We start from the raw sequence: 25,756 nt of genomic DNA, 5'->3' as shown, positions 1-25,756 counted from the left end.
CCGCACGTGTTTCAGATAGTGGGATGGGTGGATGAATCTCAACCGTCGAGGGGTTCTACGGGCGTGGAGCTGAACCCCCAGCCGGTGGCGCTGCCGGTCCCCGGCATGCCCCCGTCGTCCCAGCACCCGCTCGTGACACCCGCCGCGATGCGCCGGGTGCTGCGCCGCGCCCGCGACGGTGTCGCCCTCAACGTCGACGAGGCCGCCATCGCGCTGACCGCCCGCGGCGACGATCTGGCCGACCTGTGCGCCAGCGCCGCCCGGGTGCGCGACGCCGGCCTGGAAGCCGCCGGCCGGCGCGGCCCGAACGGGCGGCTGCCGGTCAGCTACTCGCCCAAGGTGTTCATCCCGGTCACCCACCTGTGCCGCGACACCTGCCACTACTGCACCTTCGTCACCGTGCCCGGGAAGCTGCGCAGCGAGGGCCGCGGCATGTACCTGGAGCCCGACGAGATCCTCGACATCGCCGCCCGCGGCGCCGAACTCGGTTGCAAGGAAGCACTGTTCACTCTGGGGGATCGCCCCGAGGCGCGCTGGCCCGAGGCCCGCCAGTGGCTCGACGAACGCGGCTACGACTCCACCCTGGCCTACGTGCGCGCCATGTCCATCCGGGTGCTGGAAGAAACCGGCCTGCTGCCGCACCTGAATCCGGGCGTCATGAGCTGGACCGAGCTGTCGCGGCTCAAGCCCGTCGCACCGTCGATGGGCATGATGCTGGAGACCACGTCTCGCCGGCTGTTCGAGATCAAGGGCCAGGCGCACTACGGCAGCCCGGACAAGGATCCCGAGATCCGGCTGCGCACGCTGACCGACGCCGGCCGGCTGTCCATCCCGTTCACCACCGGGCTGCTGGTCGGCATCGGCGAGACGCTGACCGAGCGCGCCGACACCATCCACGCAATCCGCAAGGTGCACAAGGAGTTCGGGCACATCCAGGAAGTCATCGTGCAGAACTTCCGGGCAAAGCCCGACACCGCGATGCGCGCCGTGCCCGACGCCGATATCGACGACTTCCTAGCCACCATCGCCGTCACCCGCCTGGTGCTCGGGCCCGCCATGCGGGTGCAGGCGCCGCCGAACCTGGTGTCCGCCGACGAATGCCTGGCGCTGATCGGGGCCGGCGTCGACGACTGGGGCGGGGTGTCCCCGGTGACCCCGGATCACGTCAACCCCGAACGGCCCTGGCCCGCGCTCGACGCGCTGGCCGAGGTGACCGCCGAGGCGGGCTACGACCTGGTGGCACGACTGACCGCGCACCCCAAATACGTTCGCGGCGGCGCGGCCTGGATCGACCCGCGGGTCCGCGCGCACGTCGACGCCCTCGCCGATCCGGACACCGGCTGGGCGCGCGACGTCCGGCCTGTCGGGCAGCCGTGGCAGGAACCCGACGAGGCCGCCGAATCGCTGGGCCGCACCGACCTGCACTCGGCGATCGACGAGGAGGGACGGCTCACCGAAACCCGCAGCGACATCCAGAGTGCCTTCGGGGACTGGGAATCCATTCGCGAGAAGGTCTCCGAGCTTGCCGCCCGCGCCCCCGAGCGCATCGACACCGACGTGCTGGCGGCGCTGCGCTCCGCCGAACGAAACCCCGGCGGTTGCTCCGACGCCGAGTATCTGGCGCTGGCCACCGCAGACGGACCGGCACTGGATGCGGTTGCCGCACTGGCAGATACGCTGCGCCACGATGTCGTCGGCGACGACGTCACCTACGTGGTCAACCGCAACATCAACTTCACCAACATCTGCTACACCGGCTGCCGGTTCTGCGCGTTCGCCCAACGCAAGGGCGACGCCGACGCCTACTCGCTGTCAACCGGCGACGTCGCCGACCGGGCGTGGGAGGCGCACGTCGCCGGCGCCACCGAGGTGTGCATGCAGGGCGGTATCGACCCCGAGCTGCCGGTCACCGGCTACGCCGACCTGGTGCGTGCGGTCAAGGCGCGGGTGCCGAGCATGCACGTGCACGCGTTCTCGCCGATGGAGATCGCCAACGGGGTGACCCGCGCCGGGGTTTCGGTGCGGGAGTGGCTGACCGACCTGCGCGACGCGGGCCTGGGCAGCATTCCCGGCACCGCCGCGGAGATCCTCGACGACGAGATCCGCTGGGTGCTCACCAAGGGCAAGCTGCCGGCCTCGGAGTGGATCGAGATCGTCACCACCGCGCACGAGGTGGGGCTGCGGTCGAGCTCGACGATGATGTACGGGCACGTGGATTCGCCGCGGCACTGGGTCGGGCATCTCAACGTGCTGCGCGGAATCCAGGACCGTACCGGCGGATTCACCGAGTTCGTGCCGTTGCCCTTCGTGCACCAATCCTCGCCGCTGTATCTGGCGGGGGCATCGCGACCCGGCCCGACGCATCGGGACAACCGGGCCGTGCACGCGCTGGCGCGAATCATGTTGCACGGCAGGATCTCCAATATCCAGACCAGCTGGGTCAAGCTCGGCGTCGAGCGCACCCGGGTGATGCTGCGCGGCGGCGCCAACGATCTGGGCGGCACGCTGATGGAGGAGACCATCTCCCGGATGGCCGGCTCGGAAAACGGTTCGGCCAAGACCGTCGAGGAGCTGGTGGACATCGCCGCCGGCATCGGCCGCCCCGCCCGTCAGCGCACCACGACCTACTCCGAACAGGTGCTTTCGGTCTGCGAGGCGCACGCCTAGGGGAGACGTTCGGCATTGCCCCACGGTGCCGCCAGTAACGGGAGGGCGGTTACCGAGTGGTTTTTCCGCCATGCGGTTACTGGCGGTGATGCTCAGGGGCGCGCGTCACGGTGCTGAAGGTGACGGTCGCAGTGGGTCGCCGAGGCAGCCAGCGTGGACGCCCCGGTGTTAAATGCGGTTCTGGTCATATCCCCCCTATATCGCTGTGGCAGCGAAAAATCCCCTGATCTGGTGGATTTTAGTGCTGGAGACCGTTTGCCGGGCAGCTATGGAAGCTCTCCGGAGTGCAACCGGGGGCGCAGCCGGTCCGCGGCCGGCGTGGGTTCCGCGCTGAGGCCGGTGGCCAACGCCTCGGCATAGTGGGCCAGTCCGGGCGCATCGACCCCGTAGGGTGCGCCACCGACGGTGCGCAGGCGCGCGGCGCTGCGGTGCAGCAGCGAGGTGGCGCCGGTGGGATTGCCGCGCTGGATGTGGGTGATCCCGACGGCCAGCTGCGCCAAGCCCTGCCACAGCTCGCGTTCCTGGTCGGGGCAGTTCTTCCAACGCGCCTCGAACACCTCGTGCGCGTAGAACGCCAGGCCGTCGTCGAGCAGCTCCTGGGCCTTGGTCAGGGTTTCCTGCGGTGTCAGCCGCAGGTCGTCGGGCAGCTGCGGGACCCCGGGCGCGCCCGGGGACAGCGGTCGACCGAGGGCATCGCGGGACCGGACCGGGCGACGTGGGGCGTCGTCGGCGCCGGAGGGGCGGTCGGTCATCGCTCCATCGTCGTGCATGGGCCATCCCGGAAGAAAATAGGCCGCGTAAATGTGGAATATCGTGGTGGCGGACTATGGGAGGAGCTACGAACGGAGGCTCTCATGAACTGGTCCGCAGTTGCCGTCGGTGCGATCTTCACCTGGCTGGGCATGGTCCTGGCCATCTCGTTCATCGAGGCGCCGCTGAAATTCCGGGCTCCCGGAATCACCATCCCGTTGGGCCTGGGTATCGGCCGGCTGGTGTTCCGGGCGCTGAACACCGTCGAGGCGATCCTGGCCGTCGTCATCGTCATCTCGGTCAAACTGGGCGGCGCGTCGTGCACCGCCGGCGTCGCCATCGGCGTCGCGATCCTGGCGCTGGTGCTGCAGGTCGGGGCGGTGCGCCCGTTCCTGAAGAAACGCTCCGACGCCGTGCTGGCCGACACCGACGGGACCGGCGCCACCGGGAAACGTTCCCGCGCGCACTTCGGCTACACCGGGCTGGAGATCGTGAAGGTGATCGCCCTGCTCACCGGGGGAGTGGCGCTGCTCGGTGGTATAACCGGGTCGTGATGTCCACCCCGGACGACGGTCCCGAAACCGCAGCCCCCGCCGGCGCGGAGACCAAGCGCGACATCGCCGACCGCGACGACATCTACCTGCTGGTCTCGGAGTTCTACAAGACCGCGATGGTCGACGACCTGCTGTATGAGCCGTTCACCGTGTTGCGCGAGCGCGGCCTGGAATCGCACCTGTCGGTGATGTGCGACTTCTGGGGCACCATGCTGCTGCGGGAGAAGTCCTACCGCGGCCGGGCGCTGAACGTCCACCGCCCGATCCACGCCCGCACCACCCTCGGTGACCAGGAGTTCATCCGCTGGCTGACGCTGTGGAAGGCCACCGTCGACGAGCACTTCGCCGGGCCGGTGGCCGAACAGGCCAAGATCATGGGCCGGCGCACCGCCTGGGCGATGCACCGCACCCTCAACGGTCACGACTCCGAGGAACTCGACCGGTTCGTCGACCGCGAGGCCCTCATCATCCGCTGAGGGCCGAGTCCTACTTCTCCCGGCCGTTGACCACCGTCGCGATCGTCTCGCGCACGGCGGGGTTGCGCAGGAACGGGGTGATGATGTCCACCGGGAGCGGAAAGACGACCGTCGAGTTCTGGTCGGCGCCCAGCTCCAGCAGCGTCTGCAGATAACGCAGCTGCAGCGACGCCGGCTCACGCGACAGGGTTTCGGCGGCCTGGCGCAACTCGTCGGAGGCCTGCAGCTCGCCGCGGGCGTTGATCACCTTCGCGCGGCGCTCCCGCTCGGCCTCGGCCTCACGCGCCATCGCGCGCTGCATCGACTCCGGGATCTCGACGTCCTTGATCTCGACCACCCGCACCTGCACACCCCAGGTCTCGGTCTGGTTCTCGATGATGCCGCGCAGGTCGACGTTGAGGTCTTCACGATGGGCCAGCAGGGTGTCCAGATCGGCGCGGCCCAGCAGCGAGCGCAGCGTCGTCTGGGCGATCTGCGAGGTGGCCACAGCGTAGTTCTCCACGCCCAGAATGGCTTTCACCGGATCGGTGACCTGGAACATCACCACCGCGTTCACCCGCGCCGGCACGTTGTCGCGGGTGATGACCTCCTGCGGCGGGATGGTCAGCGTGACCACCCGTTCGTCGACCCGGATCATCCGGTCGACGAACGGGAACAGAACGACGAGGCCGGGCCCGTACAGCGGACGGGCCCGGCCCATGCGGAATACCACCCCTCGTTCATATTCCCGCAAAACCTTCAATGACAGCACCAGCACCGCGATCACCAGGATCACGACGACGGCCCCGACGAACAGCCACAGGGCGGTCACGGATTGTCCTCTCGTTCGCTGTAGTCGCCGCCCCAGCGGGTCGCGAAGCGGTCGGCGGTCAAAGCCGCCATCGCCTCGGCGCCACTGTGGTGCGGCAGATGGTTCGGCGCGTGCGCGGGGTTGCGCCACAGATGGCGCGCCAGGGGGATGCTCGCGGCGGCGATCAATACGCCCGTCGTCGCCAGGACCAGTACGTCGGCGGTGCTGTGTTCGGCGATCAGCATCGCCACCACCATTACTAGCGCCAAACCGGCCACCGCGCAGGCGATCCCACGGTGGAACTGGCCGGCCTCCGAATATGGCCAGGGATCCACCTCACGGGTGATCTCGCGCCCGTGATCCGACGTCGTGCAGTCGGCCTTCACCGGGCAACTGTTGCACACCGAGGGTTTCCCGCGGTAGCGCATCACCCGGCTGTCCGGATCGAACGACGTCGGCCACAGCAGCTGGTCCTGCGGGCACTGCCACGCGTCGTGATCGGGATGGTAGGTGAAATTGCCGGTGCGCCACTGCGCGGCGCGCAGCGAGACCTTCTTGGCCATCAGATCGAAACCCCAGGCTACCGCCAACAGCCCGAGGCTGTAGGCGACGACCAGCCAGACCGCGGTCGACGGCGGGGTCACGACCCGTCCGTCGCGTCGGCCCCCGCCGCCACTGTCGTCGAGGTGTCCGCTCCGGGCGCGATCTCGTCATAGAGCGGGTGCTCGGGCAGCTCGTCGACCGTCTCACCGTCGCGGAAGTGCCGCAGCGCCAAGAGCGCAATCCAGATGAACGGCAGGATGCCGCCGACGATGAAGATGATGTCCCCGGGCATGCGCAGCCACTCCAGGACGGCGTTGCCCGGTTGGGCGATGTAGCCCAGCGAACGCGCCTCCCAGTAGCCCTCGTTGACCGAGTGGTACAGCTGCAGGATGCCCAGCGGCAGCAGGCTGGCGAACACCATCCAGGCGAGCCCGATGTTGAGGCACCAGAACGAGATTCGCGCCCACTTCTCCGGCCACTTTGCGGCGGGGATGACGTAGCGGAAGGCGAACATCGCCAGGCCCAGCGCCAGCATGCCGTACACGCCCATCATCGCGGCGTGACCGTGGTTGGCCGTCAGCGCCGTGCCGATCTGGTAGTAGGACACGATCGGCAGGTTGATCAGGAAGCCGAAGATGCCGGCGCCCACGAAGTTCCAGAAGCCGACGGCGACTAGGAACATGACCGCCCACCGGTGTGGGAACGGCTGCTTGTTGCCGCTGGTCTGGCGCGATCCCAGTTGCAGGAACGCCCACGCCTCCACGGTCAGGAAAGTCAGCGGGATCACCTCGGCCGCCGAGAAGAACGCACCGAGGGCCATGTGCTCGACCGGGGTTCCGGAGAAGTACAGGTGGTGCATGGTGCCGATGACGCCGCCGGCCGAATACAGGATGACGTCGAGGAAGATCACGCCGAGTGCGATGCGCCGGCTGACCACCCCCAGCATCACGAAGATGTAGGCGACCATCACCGTGGTGAACAGCTCCAGGAAGTCCTCGACCCACAGGTGCACCACCCAGAAGCGCCAGAAGTCGGCGACGGTGAGGTGGGTGTCGGTGCCGGCCAGCAGGCCGACGGCGTAGAACGCCGGGATGGCCAGGCCGGAGAAGAAGAACACCCACGGCATGCTGGTTTTCGCCGAAGTCTTCAGCTTCGACCGGGTACCGCGGTAGATGATCGCGATCCACAGGAACATGCCGATCACCAGCAGTATCTGCCACAGTCGGGGAAGATCCAGGTACTCCCACTGCTGGGACAACCAGTTGCCGGAGCCGACGACGCCGTAGATGGACAGCGCCTCGGTGATCAGCGAGCCGACCACCACCACGACGACCGCACCCAGCAACCCGTAGACGAGCAGGTGCTGCTTCTTGGGTTCCTTGCGGTTGATGAAGGGCGCCAGGAAGATACCGCCGGCCAAAAACGCCGCCGCGGTCCACAGCAGGGCCAGCTGCAGGTGCCAGGTCCGGGCCAGGTTGTAGGGCAGGATCTCGGCCAGATCGATGCCGAAGAAGCTGGTCAGCTCGGCGCGGTAGTGCTGCACCGCGGCGCCGAGCAGGGCCTGGGCCAAAAACAGCAGCGAGACGATGGCGAAGTACCAGATGGTGGCCCGCTGCGATTTGGTCAGCGGCACCTCGCCGGGCTGCTTGAACGCCAGGGTGGGCGCCTCGTCGGCGTGCCAGCCGACCTTCTGGCTCCACCGGCCGTAGACGGCGAACATGATGCCGGTGCCGCCGAGCAGCATGATCAGCGACAGTGCCGACCACACCACCAGCTGGGCGGTGGGGCCGTTGTCGACGCGGGGCTCACTGGGCCAGTTGTTGGTGTAGCTGTAGTTGTGCCCCGGCCGCTCGGCCGCCGATGCCCAGGCAGTCCAGGCGAAGAACGCGGTCAGGTCGCGGATCTCTGCGGGGTCGGTGATCAAGTTGGCCCGCAGGCCGTACTTGGTGGTGGGCTCGCCGAAGAATTCCGCGTAGTGCTTCTGGATGTGCTCGAACGCCTTGGCCTGGCGGTCGGTGAATACCAGATTGCCGGTGTCGGGGTCGTACCGGTTCTTCCGGAATTCCTGCACGACGGCGTTGCGGGCGTCGAGGACACCGGCGGTGCGGAACTGCTCCGCCACGTCCTCGGTGGCCAGGCGCAGATAGTCGGCGGTGTAGTCCGGGCCGAGGTAGGCGCCGTGGCCGACGACCGAGCCGTACTCGTGCAGGCCGCGGGCGGTGAAGATCTCCTGGCCGTGGGTGATGTCGGCGTCGGTGAACAGCTGCTCACCGGATTCGCTGACCACCTGCTTGGGCATCGGCATCGAGGCGGTGTAGGTGCGGTAGGCCAGCAGACCCATCACGAAGAACCCGAAGATCATCACCAGCGCGACGCCCTGGACCCAGCCCTTGCCGATCAGGGTCTCCTGATCGTCGCCGGCCTTGGGCGCCTTCCTGCGGTCCGAGCCGTAGCGGCTGGTGGCTGTATCGGCCATCGGATTCCTCCCGTTGGCGCGCGGCACCCGCCCGTCGGCTCGGCGGCTGGTCAATGTGCGGGGCTGCGCGATTGACGACTAGGGGGCTCAAGTTACCCAACGGGGCTGTCGAATATGGCGATATTGCCAAACGCCGCGCGAGTATTGGGCCGTTCTCATTCGGGAGTTCACGCTAGCGTTGAAAAGTGTTGTCCGGCAAGGTGTGCCGAAACGCATGGGTTTTTTCGCAATATGGAAAATATCTAATTAATCGAGGTATTTTCCGCGGATTGCCAATCGTTTGTGTGCGTATTCCTTGTGGCCGGTGGACTACAGCCGGGCCGCCAACTCGGTGCCCTGACGGATGGCGCGCTGGGCGTCGAGTTCGGCCGCCAGCTCCGCGCCGCCGATCACGTGCGGCACCAGGCCCCGCGCGGTGAGCGCATCGGCGAGGTCGCGCACCGACTCCTGGCCGGCGCAGATCACCACGTTGTCGACGGCCAGCAGCTGCGGGCGGGAATGCTTGGCGCCGAAGCTGATATGCAGGCCGTCGTCGTCGATGCGCTCGTAGTTCACCCCGGAGAGGTGGTGAACGCCCTTGGCCTTCAGCGACGCCCGGTGCACCCAACCGGTGGTCTTGCCCAGCTTCTTGCCCTGCGGTCCGGCGGTGCGCTGCAACAGGTACACCTCGCGGGGCGACGGTGCGGGATCGGGCGTGCCGAGCGCGCCGCGGGCCTCGGCGGGGTCGACGACACCCCATTCGGCCTTCCACTCCTTGAGGTTGAGCGTCGGCGACTCGGTGGTGGTCAGCAGTTCGCACACGTCGAATCCGATTCCGCCGGCACCGATTACCGCGACGCGCGGCCCGATCGGCTTGGCGCCGTGAATGGCCTCCGGGTAGGACAGCACCATCGGATGGTCGACGCCGGGAATCGCGGGGTGGCGCGGCGTCACGCCGGTGGCCAGCACCACCTCGTCGAACCCGGTCAGCTCGTCGGCCCCGGCCCGGGTACCCAGCCGCACGTCGACCCGGTACTTGTCCAGCATGGTGGTGAAATACCGGATGGTCTGGGCGAATTCCTCCTTGCCGGGAATACGCCGCGCGAGATCGAACTGGCCGCCGATGAATTCGTTGCCGTCGAACAGCGTGACGCGGTGGCCACGCTGGGCGGCACCGACGGCCGTCGCCAACCCCGCCGGGCCGGCGCCCACCACGGCCACCGACTTCGCCGACCGGGTGGGGGCCAGCGCCAGCGTGGTCTCCCGGCCGGCCCGCGGGTTGAGCAGGCAGCTGGCCTTCTTGTGCACGAAGACGTGGTCCAGGCAGGCCTGGTTGCAGGCGATGCAGGTGTTGATCTCGGCGGCGCGGTCGCCGGCGGCCTTGTTCACCCAGTCGGGATCTGCGAGCAGCGGCCGGGCCATCGACACCAGCTGCACGTGGGTGTCGGTGAGGATCTGTTCGGCGGCCTCGGGCATGTTGATCCGGTTGGACGCCACCACCGGGATCCCGACGTGCTCGGCGACCGCGCTGGAGATGTCCACGAACGCCCCCGGGGGAACCGAGGTCACGATGGTCGGCACCCGCGCCTCGTGCCAGCCGAACCCGGAGTTGATCATGGTCGCCCCGGCGGCCTCGACCTCGGCGGCCAGGGCCAGGATCTCGGTCCAGCTCTGCCCGTTCTCGATGTAGTCGGCCATCGACATCCGGTAGTCGATGACGAAGTCGGGCCCGACGGCCTCGCGGGTGCGGCGCACGATCTCCACCGGCATCCGTCGCCGGTTCCTCGGCGACCCGCCCCAGCGGTCGGTGCGCCGGTTGGTGGCCGGTGCCAGGAACTGGTTGAGCAGATAGCCCTCGGAGCCCATGATCTCGACGCCGTCGTACCCGGCTTCGGCGGCCAGCACCGCGGCGTGCACGAAGTCGTCGATGGTGGTCTCGACGCCGCGGCTCGACAGCGCCCGCGGCTTGAACGGGTTGATCGGCGCCTTGATGGCCGAGGCGCTGACCGACAGCGGGTGATAGGCGTAGCGCCCGGCGTGCAGCACTTGCAGCAGGATCCGCCCACCCTCGTCGTGCACGGCCGTGGTGATCCGGCGGTGCCGGCGCGCGTCGCCGCCCGAGAGCATCTCGGCGGCGAACGGCAGCAGCCAGCCGGTCCGGTTGGGGGCGTAGCCGCCGGTGATGATGAGCCCGACGCCGCCGCGGGCCCGCTCGGCGAAGTACTCGGCCAGTGCCCCGGTGTCGCGGGCACGATCCTCCAGGCCGGTGTGCATGGATCCCATCACCACCCGGTTGCGGACCGTGATGCCGCCAAGGGTCAACGGCGACAACAGCTGTGGGTACGGGCTTTGCACGGGGTGGCCTCCGGGGCTGGCGGTGGGCGTCGTCGGGCGTGTGGCCGGGCTGCGGCCGACCCCACTATGCTACATCGTGTAGGAAAGCCCGTCCGGGACGGGTCGGGGCGGTACCGGAGTTTCAAGACGCAACGTCTACTATCGGTGCTGACGCCCTCGCGGGCGTCGAGGTTAGGGCACGCTTGCTTCACGCGTCCGGGATCGGCCAGCAATACTGGTCAACAGCCCCACCGGATGTCGCAAACGGCGGCCCCGGAAAGCGCTGCACCACCAAGGCCCGAGGAGAGTTCTGTGACATACGTGATCGCCGAACCGTGCGTCGACGTCAAGGACAAGGCATGCATCGAAGAATGCCCGGTCGACTGCATCTACGAGGGCGCTCGCATGCTCTATATCCACCCGGACGAGTGCGTCGACTGCGGCGCCTGTGAACCGGTCTGCCCGGTCGAGGCCATCTTCTACGAAGACGACGTGCCCGACGACTGGAGCGGCTACATCCAGTACAACGCCGACTTCTTCGAGGAGCTCGGCTCGCCCGGCGGCGCGTCCAAGGTCGGCCAGACCGACAACGACCCCGAGGGCGTGAAGGCGTTGCCCCCCAAGGAAGAAGCCTGAGCGACCAGGTGGCAGGACGGGCCCGCCGGGAACCGGTGTCCGCCCGGCTGCCGGTGTTCCCGTGGGACACCCTGGCCGAAGCGGCCGCCACCGCGCGTGCGCACCCGGGCGGCATCGTCGACCTGTCCGTCGGCACCCCGGTCGACCCGGTCGCCCCGCTGATCCAGCAGGCGCTGGCCGCCGCCGGCTTCGAACCCGGCTATCCGACCACCGCGGGAACCCCCGCGCTGCGCACCGCCATCATCGGCTCGCTGGCCCGGCGCTACGGGATCACCGGCCTTACCGACCACGCCGTGCTGCCGGTGATCGGCACCAAGGAACTGATCGCCTGGCTGCCCACCCTGCTCGGGCTGGGCGCCGGAGACCTCGTCGTCGTCCCCGAACTGGCGTACCCGACCTACGACGTCGGCGCCCGGCTGGCCGGCGCGACCGTGCTGTCCGCCGACTCGCTCACCCAGCTCGGCCCGCAGCGCCCGGCGCTGCTCTACCTCAACTCCCCGGCCAACCCGACCGGCAAGGTGCTGCCGCTGGACCACCTGCGCAAGGTGGTCGGCTGGGCCCGCGACCGCGGCGTCATCGTCGCCTCCGACGAGTGCTACCTGGGCCTGGCCTGGGACGCCGAACCGCTGTCGGTGCTGCACCCGGACGTCTGCGACGGCGACCACACCGGCCTGCTGGCCATCCACTCGCTGTCCAAGACCTCGTCGCTGGCCGGATACCGCGCCGGGTTCGTCGCCGGTGACGCGGCTCTGGTCGGCGAGCTGCTGGCGGTGCGCAAACACGCCGGGATGATGGTGCCGACGCCGGTGCAGGCCGCGATGGTCGCCGCCCTCGACGACGACGAGCACGAGGCCGCCCAACGGCAGCGCTATGCTCGCCGCCGCGACCTGCTGCTGCCGGCCATCCAGGCCGCCGGATTCACCGTCGAGCACTCCGAGGCCGGGCTGTACCTGTGGGCGAGCCGCGGCGACTCCTGCCGCGACACCGTCGACTGGCTCGCCCAGCGCGGCATCCTCGTTGCACCGGGGGAGTTCTACGGCCCCCGAGGCGCCCGGCACGTGCGGATCGCGCTGACCGCGACCGACGAGCGGATCGCCGCGGCCGTGCAGCGCCTGGCCTGACCGGCCGCCGTTTCGCCCGGGGCGGTAGCGTCGAACCGTGCTGCTGGCCTCACTGAACCCGGCCGCCGTCGCGGCCGGCGCCGATCTGCCCGATGCCGTCACCATCGACGGAATGACGCTGAGCCGAAGCGATCTGGTCGGCGCGGCCACCGCGGTCGCCGAACGGCTCGCCGGGTTCGTCGAGCAGTGTAGTTCTGCGAGAACGCGGCCCGGCGACATCGGCCCAGCGGGTCTACCGGTGGTCGCGGTGCTCGCCACGCCGACCCCGGCCACCGTGCTGGGCATCGTCGGCGCGCTGATCGCCGGGGTGCCGGTGGTGCCGGTACCCGCCGACGTCGGGACCGCCGAACGCGCCCACATGCTCGCCGACTCGGGCGCGGTGGCGTGGCTCGGCGAAGCGCCGGCAAACAACCCAGGCAGCCCGGACGGGCTGCCGCACATCCCGGTCCGGCTGCACGCCCGGTCCTGGCACCGCTACCGCGAACCCGCGCCGGAGTCGGTGGCGCTGATCATCTACACCTCCGGCACCACCGGCCTGCCCAAGGGCGTGCCGATGCGCCGCAGCGCGATCGCCGCCGACATCGACGCCCTGGCCGCCGCCTGGGCCTGGACCCCCGACGACGTGCTGGTGCATGGACTGCCGCTGTTCCACGTACACGGCCTGGTGCTCGGCCTGCTGGGATCGCTGCGCGTTGGGAATCGGTTCGTACACACCGGAAAACCCACCCCCGAGGCGTACGCGCGGGCCGCGGCCGATGCCGGCGGGACGCTGTTCTTCGGGGTGCCGACCGTCTGGTCGCGCGTCGTCGCCGACCCGGCCGCCGCGGCGGCCCTGCGCTCGGCGCGGCTGCTGGTCTCCGGCAGCGCGGCACTGCCCGTCCCGGTGTTCGACGCGCTCGTGGAGCTGACCGGCCACGCCCCGATCGAACGGTACGGCAGTACCGAATCGCTGATCACGCTGTCCACCACCGCCGCCGGGGAACGCCGGCCCGGCTGGGTCGGATTCCCACTGGCCGGGGTGTCCACCCGGCTCGTCGACGAGGACGGCGAACTCGTCCCGTACGACGGCGAGACCATCGGGCGCCTCGAGGTGCGCGGCGACATGGTGTTCGACGGCTACCTGGGCCGCCCGGACGCCACCGCGGATGCTTTTGCCGGCGACTGGTATCGCACCGGCGATGTCGCCGTCATCGACCCGGCCGGCATGCACCGCATCGTCGGGCGGGAATCGGTGGACCTGATCAAGACCGGCGGATTCCGGGTGGGCGCGGGGGAGATCGAGACCACCCTGCTGGGCCACCCGGGGGTCAGCGAGGTGGCCGTCGTCGGCGTGCCCGACAAGGACCTCGGGCAGCGCATCGTCGCCTACGTCGTCGGCTCGCCGGCTCCGGAACCGGAGGAGCTCATCGAGTTTGTCGCCCAACAGCTTTCGGTGCACAAGCGACCGCGCGAGGTGCGCATCGTCGACACCCTGCCGCGCAACGCCATGGGCAAGGTGATGAAGAAGGCGTTGATGTAGCCGGGGGCACCCGCAGCCTGTCCCGTTCTCAGGCGGGCTTGGTGGCGATCAGGGAGATCGCCGTCATGTTGTTGCGGTGGGTGCGGAAGGTCTCGCGCATGCCGAGCACCCGGGCCCGGGCCGCCGAATCGCGCGCCACGTTCAGCACGAACTTCAGCGCCCGCAGCAGCCCCTCGTCGGACAGCAGTCGCTTGGGCTCCAGCAGCGCCATCGGCGCGAACAACGTTTCGGTAACTTCGAAACCGGCCTGTCCCAGCAGATCCCGCCACTCCGCCTCGGTCAGCGGTCGGGCGTTGACCTTGATGGAGCGCGCCAGGGCCTGGCGGACATCGGTTTTGACGCTGTCGTCGACGTCGTCGGGGGTCAGGGCGAGTTCGTGGATGGCGTAGCGGCCGCCGGGGCGCAGCACCCGGAACGCCTCGGCGATGATCTCCGCCTTGTGTGCGTCGGTCTGCATGGTGAGCATGGCCTCGCCGACCACCACGTCGGCGGAGGCATCCGGCAGCCCGGTGTGTTCGGCGCTGGCGACGACGACGTGCCCGGCGCCCTCGACCGCGTCGCGGCTGACCTTGGCGGCGTCCTCGTCGGCCTCCACGCCGGTGTAGCCGGCGGGCACGTAGGTGAGGATCTGCCGCGCGGTGTGGCCCAGCCCCGGGGCGAGTTCGACGACTTCGGCGCCGGGCAGCGTGGCGGCGTCGAGCATCCGGTGGGTCAGCTCCCGGCCGCCGGGGCGCAGCACCCGCTTGCCGAGGCGGGCCAACAGCCAGTGCCCGGGCAGGTGCGCAGGGTTGCGGTCGGACATCGGCAAGGCGTTGGTATCGGTCATGGCTCTGCACTCCTCTGCGGCATCGGCCGCAGGCGCGTCGCACCTACCGGCCGCCCCTAATCGGTATAGACCAAGGTTAGGCTTGCCTGCGACAAAGGCAAGGGTCTTTGGGCCCTTTTTGCCCTGGCGGTTGCGTGGTTGCGCGGTGCGTCAGTTGGCGTGCAGCGCGTCGTTCAGCGTGATGCCGGTGCCGTCGCGCCGCACCACCTCGACCGCCCCGGACACCGAATTGCGACGGAACAGCAGGTTGTCGGCGCCCGACAGCTCGACGGCCTTGACCGTCTGCCCGTCGGCCGTGGTCACCTTGGTGCCTGCGGTGACATACAGGCCGGCCTCGACCACGCAGTCATCGCCCAGCGAGATGCCCAGACCGGCGTTGGCGCCGAGCAGACAGCGCTTGCCCACCCGGATGACCTCTTTGCCGCCGCCGGACAGCGTGCCCATGATCGACGCGCCGCCGCCGATGTCGGAGCCGTCGTCGACCACCACCCCGCCGGAGATCCGGCCCTCCACCATCGAGGTGCCCAGCGTGCCGGCGTTGAAGTTGACGAAACCCTCGTGCATGACGGTGGTGCCCGAGGCCAGGTGCGCGCCGAGGCGGACCCGGTCGGCGTCGGCGATCCGTACGCCCGAGGGCAGCACGTAGTCCACCATCCGCGGGAACTTGTCGACGCCGTAGACAATCACCGGGCCGCGGCGACGCAGCCGGGCGCGCACCGTCTCGAAGCCCTCCACCGGGCACGGGCCGAAATTGGTCCACACCACATTGGTCAGCAGGCCGAAGACGCCGTCCATGTTGGCGCCGTGCGGGGCGATCAGGCGATGGGAGAGCAGGTGCAGCCGCAGGTACACGTCGTGCGCGTCGAGGGCCTTGTCGTCCAGGTCGGCGATGACCACCTTGACCACGACGGTCTCGGTGCCGCGGTCGGCGTCCGGGCCGGCCAGTGCGGCCAGCGCGGCCGGGGCCTCGTCGGTGGCCAGCGCGAAAGTGCCCGCCGCGCCGAAAGAACCCAGCTCCGGTGCGGGAAACCAGGTGTCGAGTACCGATCCGTCGGCGGCGCGCGTCGCCACGCCGATGCCACAAGCTCCAGTCACGGGGGTCAAGGCTAGCCGATACGCGCGGGGCCGGCCGAGCCCTCGGTTCGCCGGCCGACAGGCCCGCGCCGATGCGACTAGGCTCACTGACGTGCTCGATCTCCACGGTGATCCGATCGAACTGACCGCGGCGCTGGTCGACATCCCCAGCGTCTCCCGCGACGAGGCGCACCTGGCCGACCTGGTCGAGGCCGAACTGCGCGAGCAGACCGCCGGCTTCGAGATCGTCCGCAACGGCGATGCGGTGCTGGCCCGCACCCACCGCGGACTGCCCAGCCGGGTGCTGCTGGCCGGGCATCTGGACACCGTGCCCATCGCCGACAACCTGCCGTCGCACCGTGACCGCGAATACCTCTACGGTTGCGGCACCACCGACATGAAATCCGGCGTCGCGGTGTTCCTGCACCTGGCTGCCACCCTCAAAGACCTCGCCCACGACCTGACCCTGGTGCTCTACGACTGCGAGGAGATCGAGGCCGCCGCCAACGGGCTGGGCCGCATCGAGCGCGAACTGCCGGACTGGCTGGCCGCCGACGTGGCGATCCTGGGCGAACCGACCGGCGGCTATATCGAGGCCGGCTGCCAGGGCACGCTGCGCGTCGTCGTCACCGCCGCCGGCACCCGCGCCCACAGCGCCCGGCACTGGATGGGCGACAACGCCATTCACAAACTCGCCCCGGTGCTGGCGCGGCTGGCCGACTATCAGCCGCGCGACGTCGACATCGACGGCTGCGTGTACCGCGAGGGCCTCGCGGCGGTCCGCATCGACGGTGGGGTGGCCGGCAACGTCATCCCCGACGCCGCGTCGGTCACCGTCAACTTCCGGTTCGCCCCGGACCGATCCCCGGAGCAGGCGTTCGCGCACGTGCGGGAGGTGTTCGACGGCCTGGACGTGACGATCGAGCTGACCGACTCGGCCGCCGGGGCGCTGCCCGGCCTGTCCCGCCCGGCCGCGGCCGCCCTGGTCGCCGCCGCCGGCGGCGCGGTGCGGGCCAAATACGGCTGGACCGACGTGTCCCGGTTCTCCGCCCTTGGCATCCCCGCGGTCAACTTCGGACCCGGCGACCCCAACCTCGCGCACCGCCGCGACGAGCGGGTGCAGATGTCGCTGATCACCGACGCCGTTACCCTGCTGCGCGGCTACCTGACCGGGCACCCGGCGTGACCCAGCGGCCGTGGGCGGTGTGCGTGTATTGCGCCTCCGGCCCGACCCATCCCGAACTCCTGCAGCTCGCCGATGCGGTCGGCCGCGCGATCGCCGAACTGGGCTGGACGCTGGTCTCCGGCGGCGGCAACGTCTCGGCGATGGGCGCGCTGGCCGGCGGCGCCCGGGCCCGCGGCGGACACACCGTCGGCGTCATCCCCAAGGCGCTGCTGCACCGCGAGGTCGCCGACGTCGACGCCGACGAACTCGTCGTCACCGACACCATGCGCCAGCGCAAACAGATCATGGAAGACCGCGCCGACGCCTTCCTCACCCTGCCCGGCGGCATCGGCACATGCGAGGAACTGTTCGAGACCTGGACCGCCGGCTACCTCGGCATGCACGACAAGCCTGTCGTGCTGCTGGACCCCGACGGCCACTACGACGGCCTGCTGGGCTGGCTCGAGGGCCTCGTCAGCGGCGGTTACGTGTCGGCGGCGGCGATGAAGCGCCTGCCGGTGGCCCGCAATGTGACCGCCGCGCTGGCACTGTGCGCGCCCGGCGGGCCGCTGCCTGCCGGGCGCTGACGCGCCCGCCCGGGCAACCGGGACCGCCGGTACCGCTGCGCTGCGCCGGGCTCTAGGCTGTCGCGCATGTCTGCATCTGATTCCCGCGCATCCGTCGGCCTTCTCGACATCGTGAAGCAGCTGCCCTCGATCGCCATGGACGCCCCCGCGATCGTCCGCGGCGTCACCACCGGACTGCTCGCGCAGCCGACCACCAAGACCTCCATCGGCAAGGTGTTCCAGGACCGGACCCGCCGCTACGGCGACCGGGTGTTCCTGAAGTTCGGCGATCAGCAGTGGACGTACGCGCAGGCCAACGCCGTCGCCAACCGGTACGCGGCGGTGCTGGCCGAGCGCGGCGTCGGCCGCGGCGACGTGGTCGGACTGTTGGTCCGCAACGCGCCGCACACCATCTTCCTGATGCTCGCGACGGTCAAATGCGGCGCGGTGGCCGGCATGCTGAACTTCCACCAGCGCGGCGAGGTGCTGGCGCACAGCGTCGGGCTGCTCAATGCCAAGGTGCTGGTGTCGGAAACCGACCTCGTCGAGCACCTCACCGAATGCGGCATCGAGCTCGGCGACGCCGTCGTCACCGCCGAGGAGTTCGACGCGCTGGCCGAGGGCAAGTCCGAAGCCAACCCGGCCTCGGCCGACGAGGTCCAGGCCAAGGACGCGGCGTTCTACATCTTCACCTCCGGCACCACCGGCAACCCCAAGGCGTCGGTGATGACGCATGCCCGTTGGCTCAAGGCGCTGGCCGGGTTCGGCGGGCTGGGCCTGCGGCTGCGCGGCGACGACGTGCTGTACTGCTGCCTGCCGCTGTATCACAACAACGCCCTGACGGTCGGCATCTCGTCGGTGCTCAACTCCGGCTCCACGCTGGCACTGGGCGAAAAGTTCTCCGCGTCGCGGTTCTGGGACGAGGTCATCGCCTACCGGGCGACGGCGTTCCTCTACATCGGCGAACTGTGCCGCTACCTGGTCAACCAGCCGCCCAAGCCCACCGACCGTGCGCACCGGGTGCGGGTCATCGCCGGCAACGGGCTGCGCCCGGAACTGTGGGACGAGTTCACCACCCGGTTCGGCATCGAGCGGGTGTGTGAGTTCTACGCCGCCAGCGAGGGCAACGCCGCGTTCATCAACGTGTTCAACGTCGACAAGTCCACCGGCTTCAGCTGGTTCCCGCTGGCCTACGTCGAATACGACATCGAAACCGGCGACCCGATCCGCGGCGCCGACGGCCGGCTGCGCCGGGTCCCCTCCGGCGAGCCGGGCCTGCTGATCAGCCCGGTCAACCGGCTCTCGCCGTTCGACGGCTACACCGACCCGAAGGCCAGCGAGAAGAAGCTGATCCGCGACGCCTTCAAAGACGGCGACGTGTGGTTCAACACCGGCGACGTGATGCGGCCGCAGGGCTGCGGGCATGCGGCGTTCGGTGACCGGCTCGGTGACACCTTCCGATGGAAGGGCGAGAACGTCGCCACCACCGAAGTGGAGGCGGCGCTGGCCGCCGACCCACAGGTCGAGGAGTGCACGGTGTTCGGCGTCGAAGTGCCCGACACCGGCGGCCGGGCCGGGATGGCCGCGATCAAGATCCGCGACGGGCAGAGCTTCGACGGCATCGAACTGTCCGAGACGCTATACGCCCGGCTGCCGGTCTACGCGATCCCGCTGTTCATCCGCGTCGTCGACCACCTGGAGGCCACCACGACCTTCAAGAGCCGCAAGGTCGACCTGCGCGAGGAGGGCTACGGGCCCGACGTCACCGATCCGCTGTACGTGCTCGGTGGGCGCCGCGAAGGGTTCGTGCCGTTCCACGACGCCTACCCCGGCGAGGTCGCCGCGGGCGTGAGCCCCAAGCCGTAGGTCTTCGAGCCGTCGCCCCATAGGGCCCGCACGGGGCGCGGTCTCGTAGCCTGGTTCCCGTGTCAGCGACGTTCCTGGGCAAGCCGGTGGCGCCCGATCGGGCGCTGATCATGGCGATCGTCAACCGCACCCCGGACTCCTTCTTCGACCGCGGTGCGACATTCAGCGACGACGCCGCCAAGGCCGCGGCGCACCAGGCCATCGCCGACGGCGGCGACGTCATCGACATCGGCGGCGTCAAGGCCGGGCCCGGCCAGCACGTCGGCGCCGACGAGGAGATCGCCCGGGTGGTGCCGTTCATCGAATGGCTGCGCGGCGCCTACCCCGAGCAGCTGATCAGCGTGGACACCTGGCGCGCCGAGGTCGCCGCCCTGGCGTGCGCGGCCGGCGCCGACCTGATCAACGACACCTGGGCCGGCGCTGACCCGCGGCTGCCCGAGGTCGCCGCGGAGTTCGGTGCCGGGCTGGTCTGCTCGCACACCGGCGGCGCGATCCCGCGCACCCGCCCGTTCCGGGTCAACTACGGCACGTCGCTCACCGGCGTCGTCGACGACGTCGTCGCCGAGGTCACCGCCGCCGCCGAACGCGCCGAGGCCGCCGGGGTGAGCCGCGAGGCGATCCTGATCGATCCCACCCACGACTTCGGCAAGAACACCCACCACAGCCTCGCCTTGTTGCGGCACGTAAAAGATCTCGTTAACACCGGATGGCCGGTCCTGATGGCGCTGAGCAACAAGGATTTCGTCGGGGAGACTCTGGGGGTGGACATCGACGAACGCCTGGAGGGCACCCTGGCCGCGACCGCGCTGGCCGCCGCCGACGGCGCCTTCATGTTCCGGGTGCACCAGGTCGCCCCGACCCGTCGGGTGCTGGAAATGGTGGCCGCCATCGCCGGCACCCGCCCCCCGGCGCGCGCCGTGCGAGGACTGGCGTGACCGCCGGCGCACCGGCGCACGACCGGTTCCACCTCGACGCCCCCGCACAGCGCTGGCTGACCACCCACAGCTGGAACCGGCCGCACTGGACCGTCGACGAACTCACCGCCGCCAAGGCCGGGCGCACGGTGTCGGTGGTGCTGCCCGCGCTGAACGAGCAGGCCACCGTCGCCTCGGTACTCGACACCATCTCGCCGCTGCTCGGCGGGCTGGTCGACGAGCTGGTGGTGCTCGACTCCGGCTCCACCGACGACACCGCCGTCCGTGCGGCCGCCGCCGGCGCCCGGGTGGTGGAGCGCGAAGAGGCGCTGCCCGAGGTCCCTGTCCAGCCGGGCAAAGGCGAGGCGCTGTGGCGCTCCCTGGCCGCCACCACCGGCGACGTCATCGCGTTCATCGACTCCGACCTGATCGACCCCGACCCGATGTTCGTGCCCCGGCTGCTCGGCCCGATCCTCACCGGCGATTCGATCTCCTTGGTCAAGGGGTACTACCGGCGGCCGCTGAAGGTCAGCGGCAGCGAGGACGCCAGCGGGGGCGGGCGGGTCACCGAACTCGTCGCCCGTCCGCTGCTGACCGCGCTGCGCGCCGAGCTGGGGCTGCTGCTGCAACCGCTGGGCGGCGAATACGCCGGAACCCGCGACCTGTTGACGTCGCTGCCATTCGCACCCGGCTACGGCGTCGAGATCGGCCTGCTGATCGACACCTACGACCGGTTCGGCCTGAGCGCGATCGCCCAGGTCAACCTCGGGGTGCGGATGCACCGCAACCGGCCGCTGACCGAACTGGGCGTGATGAGCCGGCAGGTGATCGCCACCCTGCTGCACCGCTGCGGCATCACCGACTCCGGCGTCGGGCTCACCCAGTTCTTCGCCGACGGCGACGATCTCACCCCGCATCTGACCGAGGTGTCGCTGGCCGACCGCCCCCCGATGAACACCCTGCGCACCTAGGGTCCACTGCACCACCGGCGCCGGATCGGGCAGTATCGACGGCGTGACGATGATCCTGCTGTACCTGGTTGTGCTGATCGCGGTCGCCGCGGTGCTGTTCGGCATCGCCAGTGCGCTGTTCGGCCGCGGTGAGACGCTGCCGCCGCTGCCGCGCGGGACGACGGCCACCATGCTGCCGGCCTCCGGGGTGACCGGCTCCGACGTCGACGCGGTCAAGTTCAGCCAGGTGCTGCGTGGCTACCAGACCGCCGAGGTGGACTGGGTGCTGGACCGGCTGGCCACCGAGCTGGACTCGCTGCGCGGGGAACTGGCCACGCTGCGCGCCATGAGCGACGAGGAACCCGAGGCGTTCGCCGAGGACACCGTGGTCGTCAACGAGGCGGATGCGGTCACCGTTGGTGACGAGGAGGACGTCCGGGAATGAGCGACGACCGCACCCGCTGCCCCTGGGTGCTCGACGGCCCCGAGATCTACCTCGACTACCACGACCAGGAGTGGGGCCGGCCGCTGCACGGGCAGACCGCCCTGTTCGAGCGGGTCAGCCTGGAGGCCTTCCAGAGCGGACTGTCCTGGCTGACCATCCTGCGCAAACGGGAGAACTTCCGGGCCGCGTTCGCCGGGTTCGACGTCGAGACGGTCGCGGCGTTCGGCGACGACGACGTCGCCCGGCTGCTGGCCGATGCGGGCATCGTGCGCAACCGGGCCAAGATCGAGGCCACCATCGCCAACGCCCGCGCCACCTTGGACCTCGACGTCGACCTGTCCGAACTGCTCTGGTCGTTCGCCCCGCCGTCTCGGCCCCGCCCGGCCACCGTCGGCGAGGTTCCCGCCGTCACACCCGAGTCGACGGCCCTGGCCAAGGAGCTGCGCCGGCGCGGTTTCCGGTTCGTCGGACCCACCACCGCGTATGCGTTGATGCAGGCCACCGGCATGGTCGACGACCACGTCGTCGACTGCTGGGTACCACCGTCGACCTCACAGTAAGTGAGGCAAGTCGCACCGAGGCCGTGCCATAGGGAAGAATGGAGCCCGATGGCCACGATCCGCGACGATGGATCGGCCGGAAGTTGGAGGGAGTACTCGGATGGCGGCGATGAAGCCCCGGACTGGTGATGGTCCGCTGGAAGCAACCAAGGAGGGACGCGGCATCGTCATGCGGGTTCCCCTGGAGGGCGGTGGACGCCTGGTTGTGGAGCTGACCCCCGACGAGGCCGCCGCACTGGGTACCGAGCTCACCAACGTCACCAGCTGATCTCCGGGAGGTTCGGCGAGGCTCGGCGGAGTGGATGCGAGCGCAGCGAGTGGCCGCGCAGCCGAGGGGAAGCCGGGACCGCCCGCAACAGAACAGGACGGCTCGCCTCAGAGCAGGGACTGGTAGACCGCCAGGGTCTGCTCGGCGATCCGGGCCCAGGAAAACCCGTCGATGCAGCGTTCCCGGCCGGCCACACCGTAGCCGGCGGCCCGGGACTCGTCGGCGACCAGCGCGTTGACCGCCTCGGCCAGCCCGGCCTCGAAGCCCGCCTCGTCGGCGCTGTCGTAGTGCACCAGGGTCCCGGTCACCCCGTCGTCGACGACCTCGGGGATGCCACCGACGTCGGAGGCCACCACCGCGGTGCCGCAGGCCATGGCCTCCAGGTTCACGATGCCCAGCGGCTCGTACACCGACGGGCAGACGAACACCGTCGCCGCCGACAGGATCTCCCGGATCTTCGGCGTCGGCAGCATCTCCTGCACCCAGAACACCCCGGTGCGCGCCGCACTCAGCGCGGCCACCGCACCGGAGGTTTCGTTGGCGATCTCGGGGGTGTCCGGGGCACCGGCGCACAGCACCAGCTGCACCTCGGGCGCGAACCGGTGCGCGGCGCCCACCAGATGCTTGACGCCCTTCTGCCGGGTGATCCGGCCGACGAACGCCACGATGGGCCGGTCCGGGTCCACACCCAGCTCGGTCAGCACCGAACCCTCGCCGAACGGGGTCACCGGGTACCAGACGTCGGTGTCGATGCCGTTCTTCACCACATGCACCCGGTCCGGGTTCAGCGCCGGGTAGGTCGCCAGCACGTCCTCGCGCATCCCGGAGCTGACGGCGATCACCGCGGCGGCCGCCTCGACGGCGGTGCGCTCCACCCACGACGAGATCCGGTACCCGCCGCCGAGCTGCTCGGCCTTCCACGGCCGCAGCGGCTCCAGCGAGTGCGCGGTCAGCACGTGCGGGACGTCGTAGAGCAGCGCCGCCAGATGCCCGGCCATCCCGGTGTACCAGGTGTGCGAATGCACCAGATCCGCACCGCCGGCCGCATCCGCCATCACCAGGTCCGCCGACAGCGTCGACAGCGCGGCGTTGGCGTCGCGCAGCGCCGGATCCGGGGAGTGCACGAACGCGGTGTCACGCGGGGCGCCCATGCAGTGCACGTCGACCTCGCAGAGCCTGCGCAGCTGCGCCACCAGTTCGGTGACATGCACGCCCGCACCGCCGTAAACCTCGGGTGGGTATTCCCGTGTCATCATCGCCACCCGCATAGCCCGACCGTAGCCGACGGCCGCCCCCGGCACGCCGCGACATCCCGAATAATCGGTTCGTCTGGCCGCATTGCGACACTGCGGATAGGTTGGGGCCCATGAAGGAAGCACCACATGTGCTCGGAATCGTGCTGGCCGGCGGCGAGGGAAAGCGGCTGTACCCGCTGACCGCCGACCGTGCCAAGCCGGCGGTGCCCTTCGGCGGCGGTTACCGGCTCATCGACTTCGTGTTGTCCAACCTGGTCAATGCCGGCTACTTGAGGATCTGTGTTCTCACGCAGTACAAGTCACATTCACTCGACCGTCATATTTCGCAGAACTGGCGGCTGTCCGGTCTGGCCGGGGAGTACATCACCCCGGTGCCCGCGCAGCAGCGCCTGGGCCCGCGCTGGTACACCGGTTCGGCCGACGCGATCTACCAGTCGCTGAACCTGATCTACGACGAAGACCCGGATTACATCGTCATTTTCGGTGCCGACCACGTGTACCGGATGGACCCGGAACAGATGCTGAGCTATCACATCGAAAGCGGCGCCGGGGCCACCGTCGCCGGCATCCGGGTGCCGCGGGCGGAAGCACATGCGTTCGGCTGCATCGATGCCGACGCGAGCGGGCGCATCCGCAGCTTCGTGGAGAAGCCGGCCGACCCGCCCGGCACGCCCGACGATCCGGAGCAGACCTTCGTGTCGATGGGCAACTACATCTTCACCACCAAGGTGCTGATCGACGCGATCAAGGCCGACGCCGACGACGACCACTCCGACCACGACATGGGCGGCGACATCATCCCGCGGCTGGTCGCCGAGGACCAGGCCGCCGTCTACGACTTCAACGACAACGAGGTGCCCGGCGCGACCGAGCGCGACCACGGCTACTGGCGCGACGTCGGCACCCTGGACGCCTTCTACGACGCGCACATGGACCTGGTGTCGGTGCACCCGGTGTTCAACCTTTACAACCGGCGCTGGCCGATCCGCGGCGGCTCGGAGAACCTGGCTCCGGCCAAGTTCGTCAACGGCGGCGCGGCGATGGAGTCGGTGGTCGGTGCGGGCAGCATCGTCTCGGCGGCCTCGGTGCGCAACTCGGTGCTGTCGTCGAACGTGACCATCGACGACGGCGCGATCGTCGAGGGCAGTGTGCTGATGCCCGGGGTGCGGGTGGGCCGCGGTGCGGTGGTGCGCCACGCGATCCTGGACAAGAACGTCGTCGTCGGGCCCGGGGAGATGGTCGGTGTCGACGTCGAGCACGACCGGGACCGGTTCTCGGTCAGCTCCGGTGGCGTCGTCGCCGTCGGCAAGGGCGTCTGGATCTAAGTCACCACACGCCGGGGACCAGGCGGTAGCGAACGGCGCCGGTGTAGTCATCGTAGCCGGGCAACTCGGCGCGCAGCATGGCTTCCTCGTCGACGGCGCGAACCGCGACCGACAGCGCCACCACGACGACGGGCAGTAGCGCCCAGTACGAGCCCAACCCCAGCGGCAGGAACATCGCCAGCATCAGCGCCGCGCTATACATCGGGTGGCGCACCATACCGTAGAGGCCGGTGGTGATCAGTTGCTGGCCGTCGTTGACGGTGATCGTCGCCGCGGCCCAGGAGTTCTGCACCACCACCCAGATGGAGACGGCCAACCCGACCGAGGCGAGCACCAGTCCGAGCACGGTGAGCCACAACGGAACATGCGACCAGCCGTAGCGGTGGTCGAAGCCGGCTACCAGCATCTCGATGAGAAAGAACAGCTGCAGCCCGCCGACGGCCAGTTTCTGTATCGGCCGGGATTCGGCGACCGGGCCGGATTTGATCCGGCGGTCCAGCACCTCGGGCTTTTCGACCAGCAGGTAGACGGTGTAGGGGATCGACAGCACGGCCAGCGAGGCCAGGAACACCCACGCCTGCCAGTAGTCGAAAGTGCCTGCGGGCCAGAACAACAGCGCCCCGAACAGAACGTAGCCGATGGCGGTGTAGAAAACCGTGCGTGCAGCGTTTTTCATCGTCTCCTCCTCGGGTCGAG

The 25,756-nt window shown here is 69.7% G+C and carries 23 protein-coding genes and 1 pseudogene; 15 read left to right on the top strand and 9 right to left on the bottom strand.

Annotated elements, in window-relative coordinates:
- Positions 1-105 precede the first annotated feature (105 nt).
- On the top strand, positions 106-2,667 hold the full coding sequence (locus G6N16_RS18715; protein WP_179961274.1) for a bifunctional FO biosynthesis protein CofGH: 2,562 nt from the start codon (positions 106-108) through the stop codon (positions 2,665-2,667).
- A 266-nt stretch (positions 2,668-2,933) separates the two neighbouring features.
- Here G6N16_RS18715 and G6N16_RS18710 read toward each other — a convergent pair whose 3' ends face one another.
- Positions 2,934-3,419 (bottom strand): DUF309 domain-containing protein, encoded by a 486-nt coding sequence (locus tag G6N16_RS18710; protein WP_083029181.1) that lies wholly within the window; start codon positions 3,417-3,419, stop codon positions 2,934-2,936.
- Between the two features lie 102 nt (positions 3,420-3,521).
- On the opposite strand from G6N16_RS18710, the gene G6N16_RS18705 reads away from it, so the two are divergent.
- Together G6N16_RS18705 and G6N16_RS18700 are read left to right on the top strand one after the other, a co-directional pair.
- Positions 3,522-3,971 carry a hypothetical protein gene (locus G6N16_RS18705; protein ID WP_083029180.1) on the top strand — a complete coding sequence of 150 codons (450 nt, stop codon included), beginning with the start codon at positions 3,522-3,524 and terminating at the stop codon, positions 3,969-3,971.
- The gene (locus G6N16_RS18700) at positions 3,971-4,447 is read left to right on the top strand and encodes a group III truncated hemoglobin (protein ID WP_083029179.1); all 477 of its coding nucleotides are present in this window, start codon (positions 3,971-3,973) and stop codon (positions 4,445-4,447) included. Before G6N16_RS18705 ends, G6N16_RS18700 begins: the two co-directional genes overlap by 1 nt.
- A 10-nt stretch (positions 4,448-4,457) precedes the next feature.
- Here the strand turns inward: G6N16_RS18700 and G6N16_RS18695 are convergent, their stop codons facing one another.
- The 4 genes from G6N16_RS18695 to G6N16_RS18680 form a co-directional block, all read right to left on the bottom strand.
- A complete protein-coding gene (locus tag G6N16_RS18695; RefSeq protein ID WP_283165233.1) occupies positions 4,458-5,249 on the bottom strand; it encodes a slipin family protein in 792 nt (263 codons plus the stop codon).
- Between the two features lie 5 nt (positions 5,250-5,254).
- A complete protein-coding gene (locus tag G6N16_RS18690; protein ID WP_083029177.1) occupies positions 5,255-5,881 on the bottom strand; it encodes a hypothetical protein in 627 nt (208 codons plus the stop codon).
- Positions 5,878-8,256, bottom strand: coding sequence for a nitric-oxide reductase large subunit (locus G6N16_RS18685; RefSeq protein ID WP_083029176.1), 2,379 nt, complete (start codon positions 8,254-8,256; stop codon positions 5,878-5,880). The genes G6N16_RS18690 and G6N16_RS18685 overlap by 4 nt, the downstream gene beginning before the upstream one ends.
- A gap of 309 nt (positions 8,257-8,565) precedes the next feature.
- Positions 8,566-10,590 (bottom strand): NADPH-dependent 2,4-dienoyl-CoA reductase, encoded by a 2,025-nt coding sequence (locus G6N16_RS18680; protein WP_083029175.1) that lies wholly within the window; start codon positions 10,588-10,590, stop codon positions 8,566-8,568.
- A 291-nt stretch (positions 10,591-10,881) separates the two neighbouring features.
- Between G6N16_RS18680 and fdxA the strand changes: the two genes are divergently transcribed.
- From fdxA to G6N16_RS18665, 3 genes are read left to right on the top strand one after another with little or no spacing between them, the layout of a single operon-like run.
- Positions 10,882-11,205, top strand: coding sequence for a ferredoxin (fdxA, locus tag G6N16_RS18675; RefSeq protein WP_083029174.1), 324 nt, complete (start codon positions 10,882-10,884; stop codon positions 11,203-11,205).
- 35 nt (positions 11,206-11,240) lie between these two features.
- Positions 11,241-12,326: a succinyldiaminopimelate transaminase gene (gene dapC / locus G6N16_RS18670; RefSeq protein ID WP_220096818.1), complete on the top strand. Its 1,086-nt coding sequence runs from the start codon at positions 11,241-11,243 to the stop codon at positions 12,324-12,326.
- A 37-nt stretch (positions 12,327-12,363) separates the two neighbouring features.
- A complete protein-coding gene (locus tag G6N16_RS18665; protein ID WP_083029172.1) occupies positions 12,364-13,845 on the top strand; it encodes an acyl-CoA synthetase in 1,482 nt (493 codons plus the stop codon).
- 28 nt (positions 13,846-13,873) lie between these two features.
- Here the strand turns inward: G6N16_RS18665 and G6N16_RS18660 are convergent, their stop codons facing one another.
- A complete protein-coding gene (locus tag G6N16_RS18660) occupies positions 13,874-14,671 on the bottom strand; it encodes a class I SAM-dependent methyltransferase (RefSeq protein WP_083029171.1) in 798 nt (265 codons plus the stop codon).
- A 150-nt stretch (positions 14,672-14,821) separates the two neighbouring features.
- On the bottom strand, positions 14,822-15,766 hold the full coding sequence (gene dapD / locus G6N16_RS18655; RefSeq protein ID WP_083029170.1) for a 2,3,4,5-tetrahydropyridine-2,6-dicarboxylate N-succinyltransferase: 945 nt from the start codon (positions 15,764-15,766) through the stop codon (positions 14,822-14,824).
- Positions 15,767-15,857: 91 nt separating this feature from the next.
- Here dapD and dapE point away from each other — a divergent pair, with 91 nt between their 5' ends.
- The 8 genes and pseudogenes from dapE (at position 15,858) to G6N16_RS18615 (ending at position 22,479) form a co-directional block, all read left to right on the top strand.
- Positions 15,858-16,931 (top strand): succinyl-diaminopimelate desuccinylase, encoded by a 1,074-nt coding sequence (gene dapE / locus G6N16_RS18650; protein ID WP_083029169.1) that lies wholly within the window; start codon positions 15,858-15,860, stop codon positions 16,929-16,931.
- Positions 16,928-17,497, top strand: a complete 570-nt coding sequence (locus G6N16_RS18645) for a cytokinin riboside 5'-monophosphate phosphoribohydrolase (RefSeq protein WP_083029168.1) — start codon at positions 16,928-16,930, stop codon at positions 17,495-17,497. The genes dapE and G6N16_RS18645 overlap by 4 nt, the downstream gene beginning before the upstream one ends.
- Positions 17,498-17,635: 138 nt before the next feature.
- Positions 17,636-19,342, top strand: a pseudogene (gene fadD6, locus G6N16_RS18640) (long-chain-acyl-CoA synthetase FadD6); the annotation flags it as partial.
- A 59-nt stretch (positions 19,343-19,401) separates the two neighbouring features.
- Complete coding sequence (folP, locus tag G6N16_RS18635) at positions 19,402-20,277, top strand: dihydropteroate synthase (protein ID WP_110810700.1); 876 nt, start codon at positions 19,402-19,404, stop codon at positions 20,275-20,277.
- The gene (locus G6N16_RS18630; protein ID WP_083029166.1) at positions 20,274-21,227 is read left to right on the top strand and encodes a glucosyl-3-phosphoglycerate synthase; all 954 of its coding nucleotides are present in this window, start codon (positions 20,274-20,276) and stop codon (positions 21,225-21,227) included. Before folP ends, G6N16_RS18630 begins: the two co-directional genes overlap by 4 nt.
- 43 nt (positions 21,228-21,270) lie before the next feature.
- Positions 21,271-21,651: a DivIVA domain-containing protein gene (locus G6N16_RS18625; protein WP_083029165.1), complete on the top strand. Its 381-nt coding sequence runs from the start codon at positions 21,271-21,273 to the stop codon at positions 21,649-21,651.
- Complete coding sequence (locus G6N16_RS18620; protein WP_083029164.1) at positions 21,648-22,211, top strand: DNA-3-methyladenine glycosylase I; 564 nt, start codon at positions 21,648-21,650, stop codon at positions 22,209-22,211. The genes G6N16_RS18625 and G6N16_RS18620 overlap by 4 nt, the downstream gene beginning before the upstream one ends.
- Positions 22,212-22,311: 100 nt before the next feature.
- Positions 22,312-22,479 carry a DUF3117 domain-containing protein gene (locus G6N16_RS18615; RefSeq protein WP_083029163.1) on the top strand — a complete coding sequence of 56 codons (168 nt, stop codon included), beginning with the start codon at positions 22,312-22,314 and terminating at the stop codon, positions 22,477-22,479.
- A 107-nt stretch (positions 22,480-22,586) separates the two neighbouring features.
- Here G6N16_RS18615 and glgA read toward each other — a convergent pair whose 3' ends face one another.
- Complete coding sequence (gene glgA / locus G6N16_RS18610) at positions 22,587-23,747, bottom strand: glycogen synthase (protein WP_083029221.1); 1,161 nt, start codon at positions 23,745-23,747, stop codon at positions 22,587-22,589.
- Between the two features lie 98 nt (positions 23,748-23,845).
- Between glgA and glgC the strand changes: the two genes are divergently transcribed.
- Positions 23,846-25,060, top strand: a complete 1,215-nt coding sequence (glgC, locus tag G6N16_RS18605; protein WP_083029162.1) for a glucose-1-phosphate adenylyltransferase — start codon at positions 23,846-23,848, stop codon at positions 25,058-25,060.
- Between the two features lies 1 nt (position 25,061).
- On the opposite strand, the gene G6N16_RS18600 is transcribed toward glgC, so the two are convergent.
- The gene (locus G6N16_RS18600; protein WP_083029161.1) at positions 25,062-25,736 is read right to left on the bottom strand and encodes a methyltransferase family protein; all 675 of its coding nucleotides are present in this window, start codon (positions 25,734-25,736) and stop codon (positions 25,062-25,064) included.
- Positions 25,737-25,756 lie beyond the last annotated feature (20 nt).

The sequence above is a fragment of the Mycolicibacterium insubricum genome (genome assembly GCF_010731615.1).
GTDB lineage: Bacteria > Actinomycetota > Actinomycetes > Mycobacteriales > Mycobacteriaceae > Mycobacterium > Mycobacterium insubricum.
This window is presented reverse-complemented; position numbering and strand designations above follow the sequence as displayed.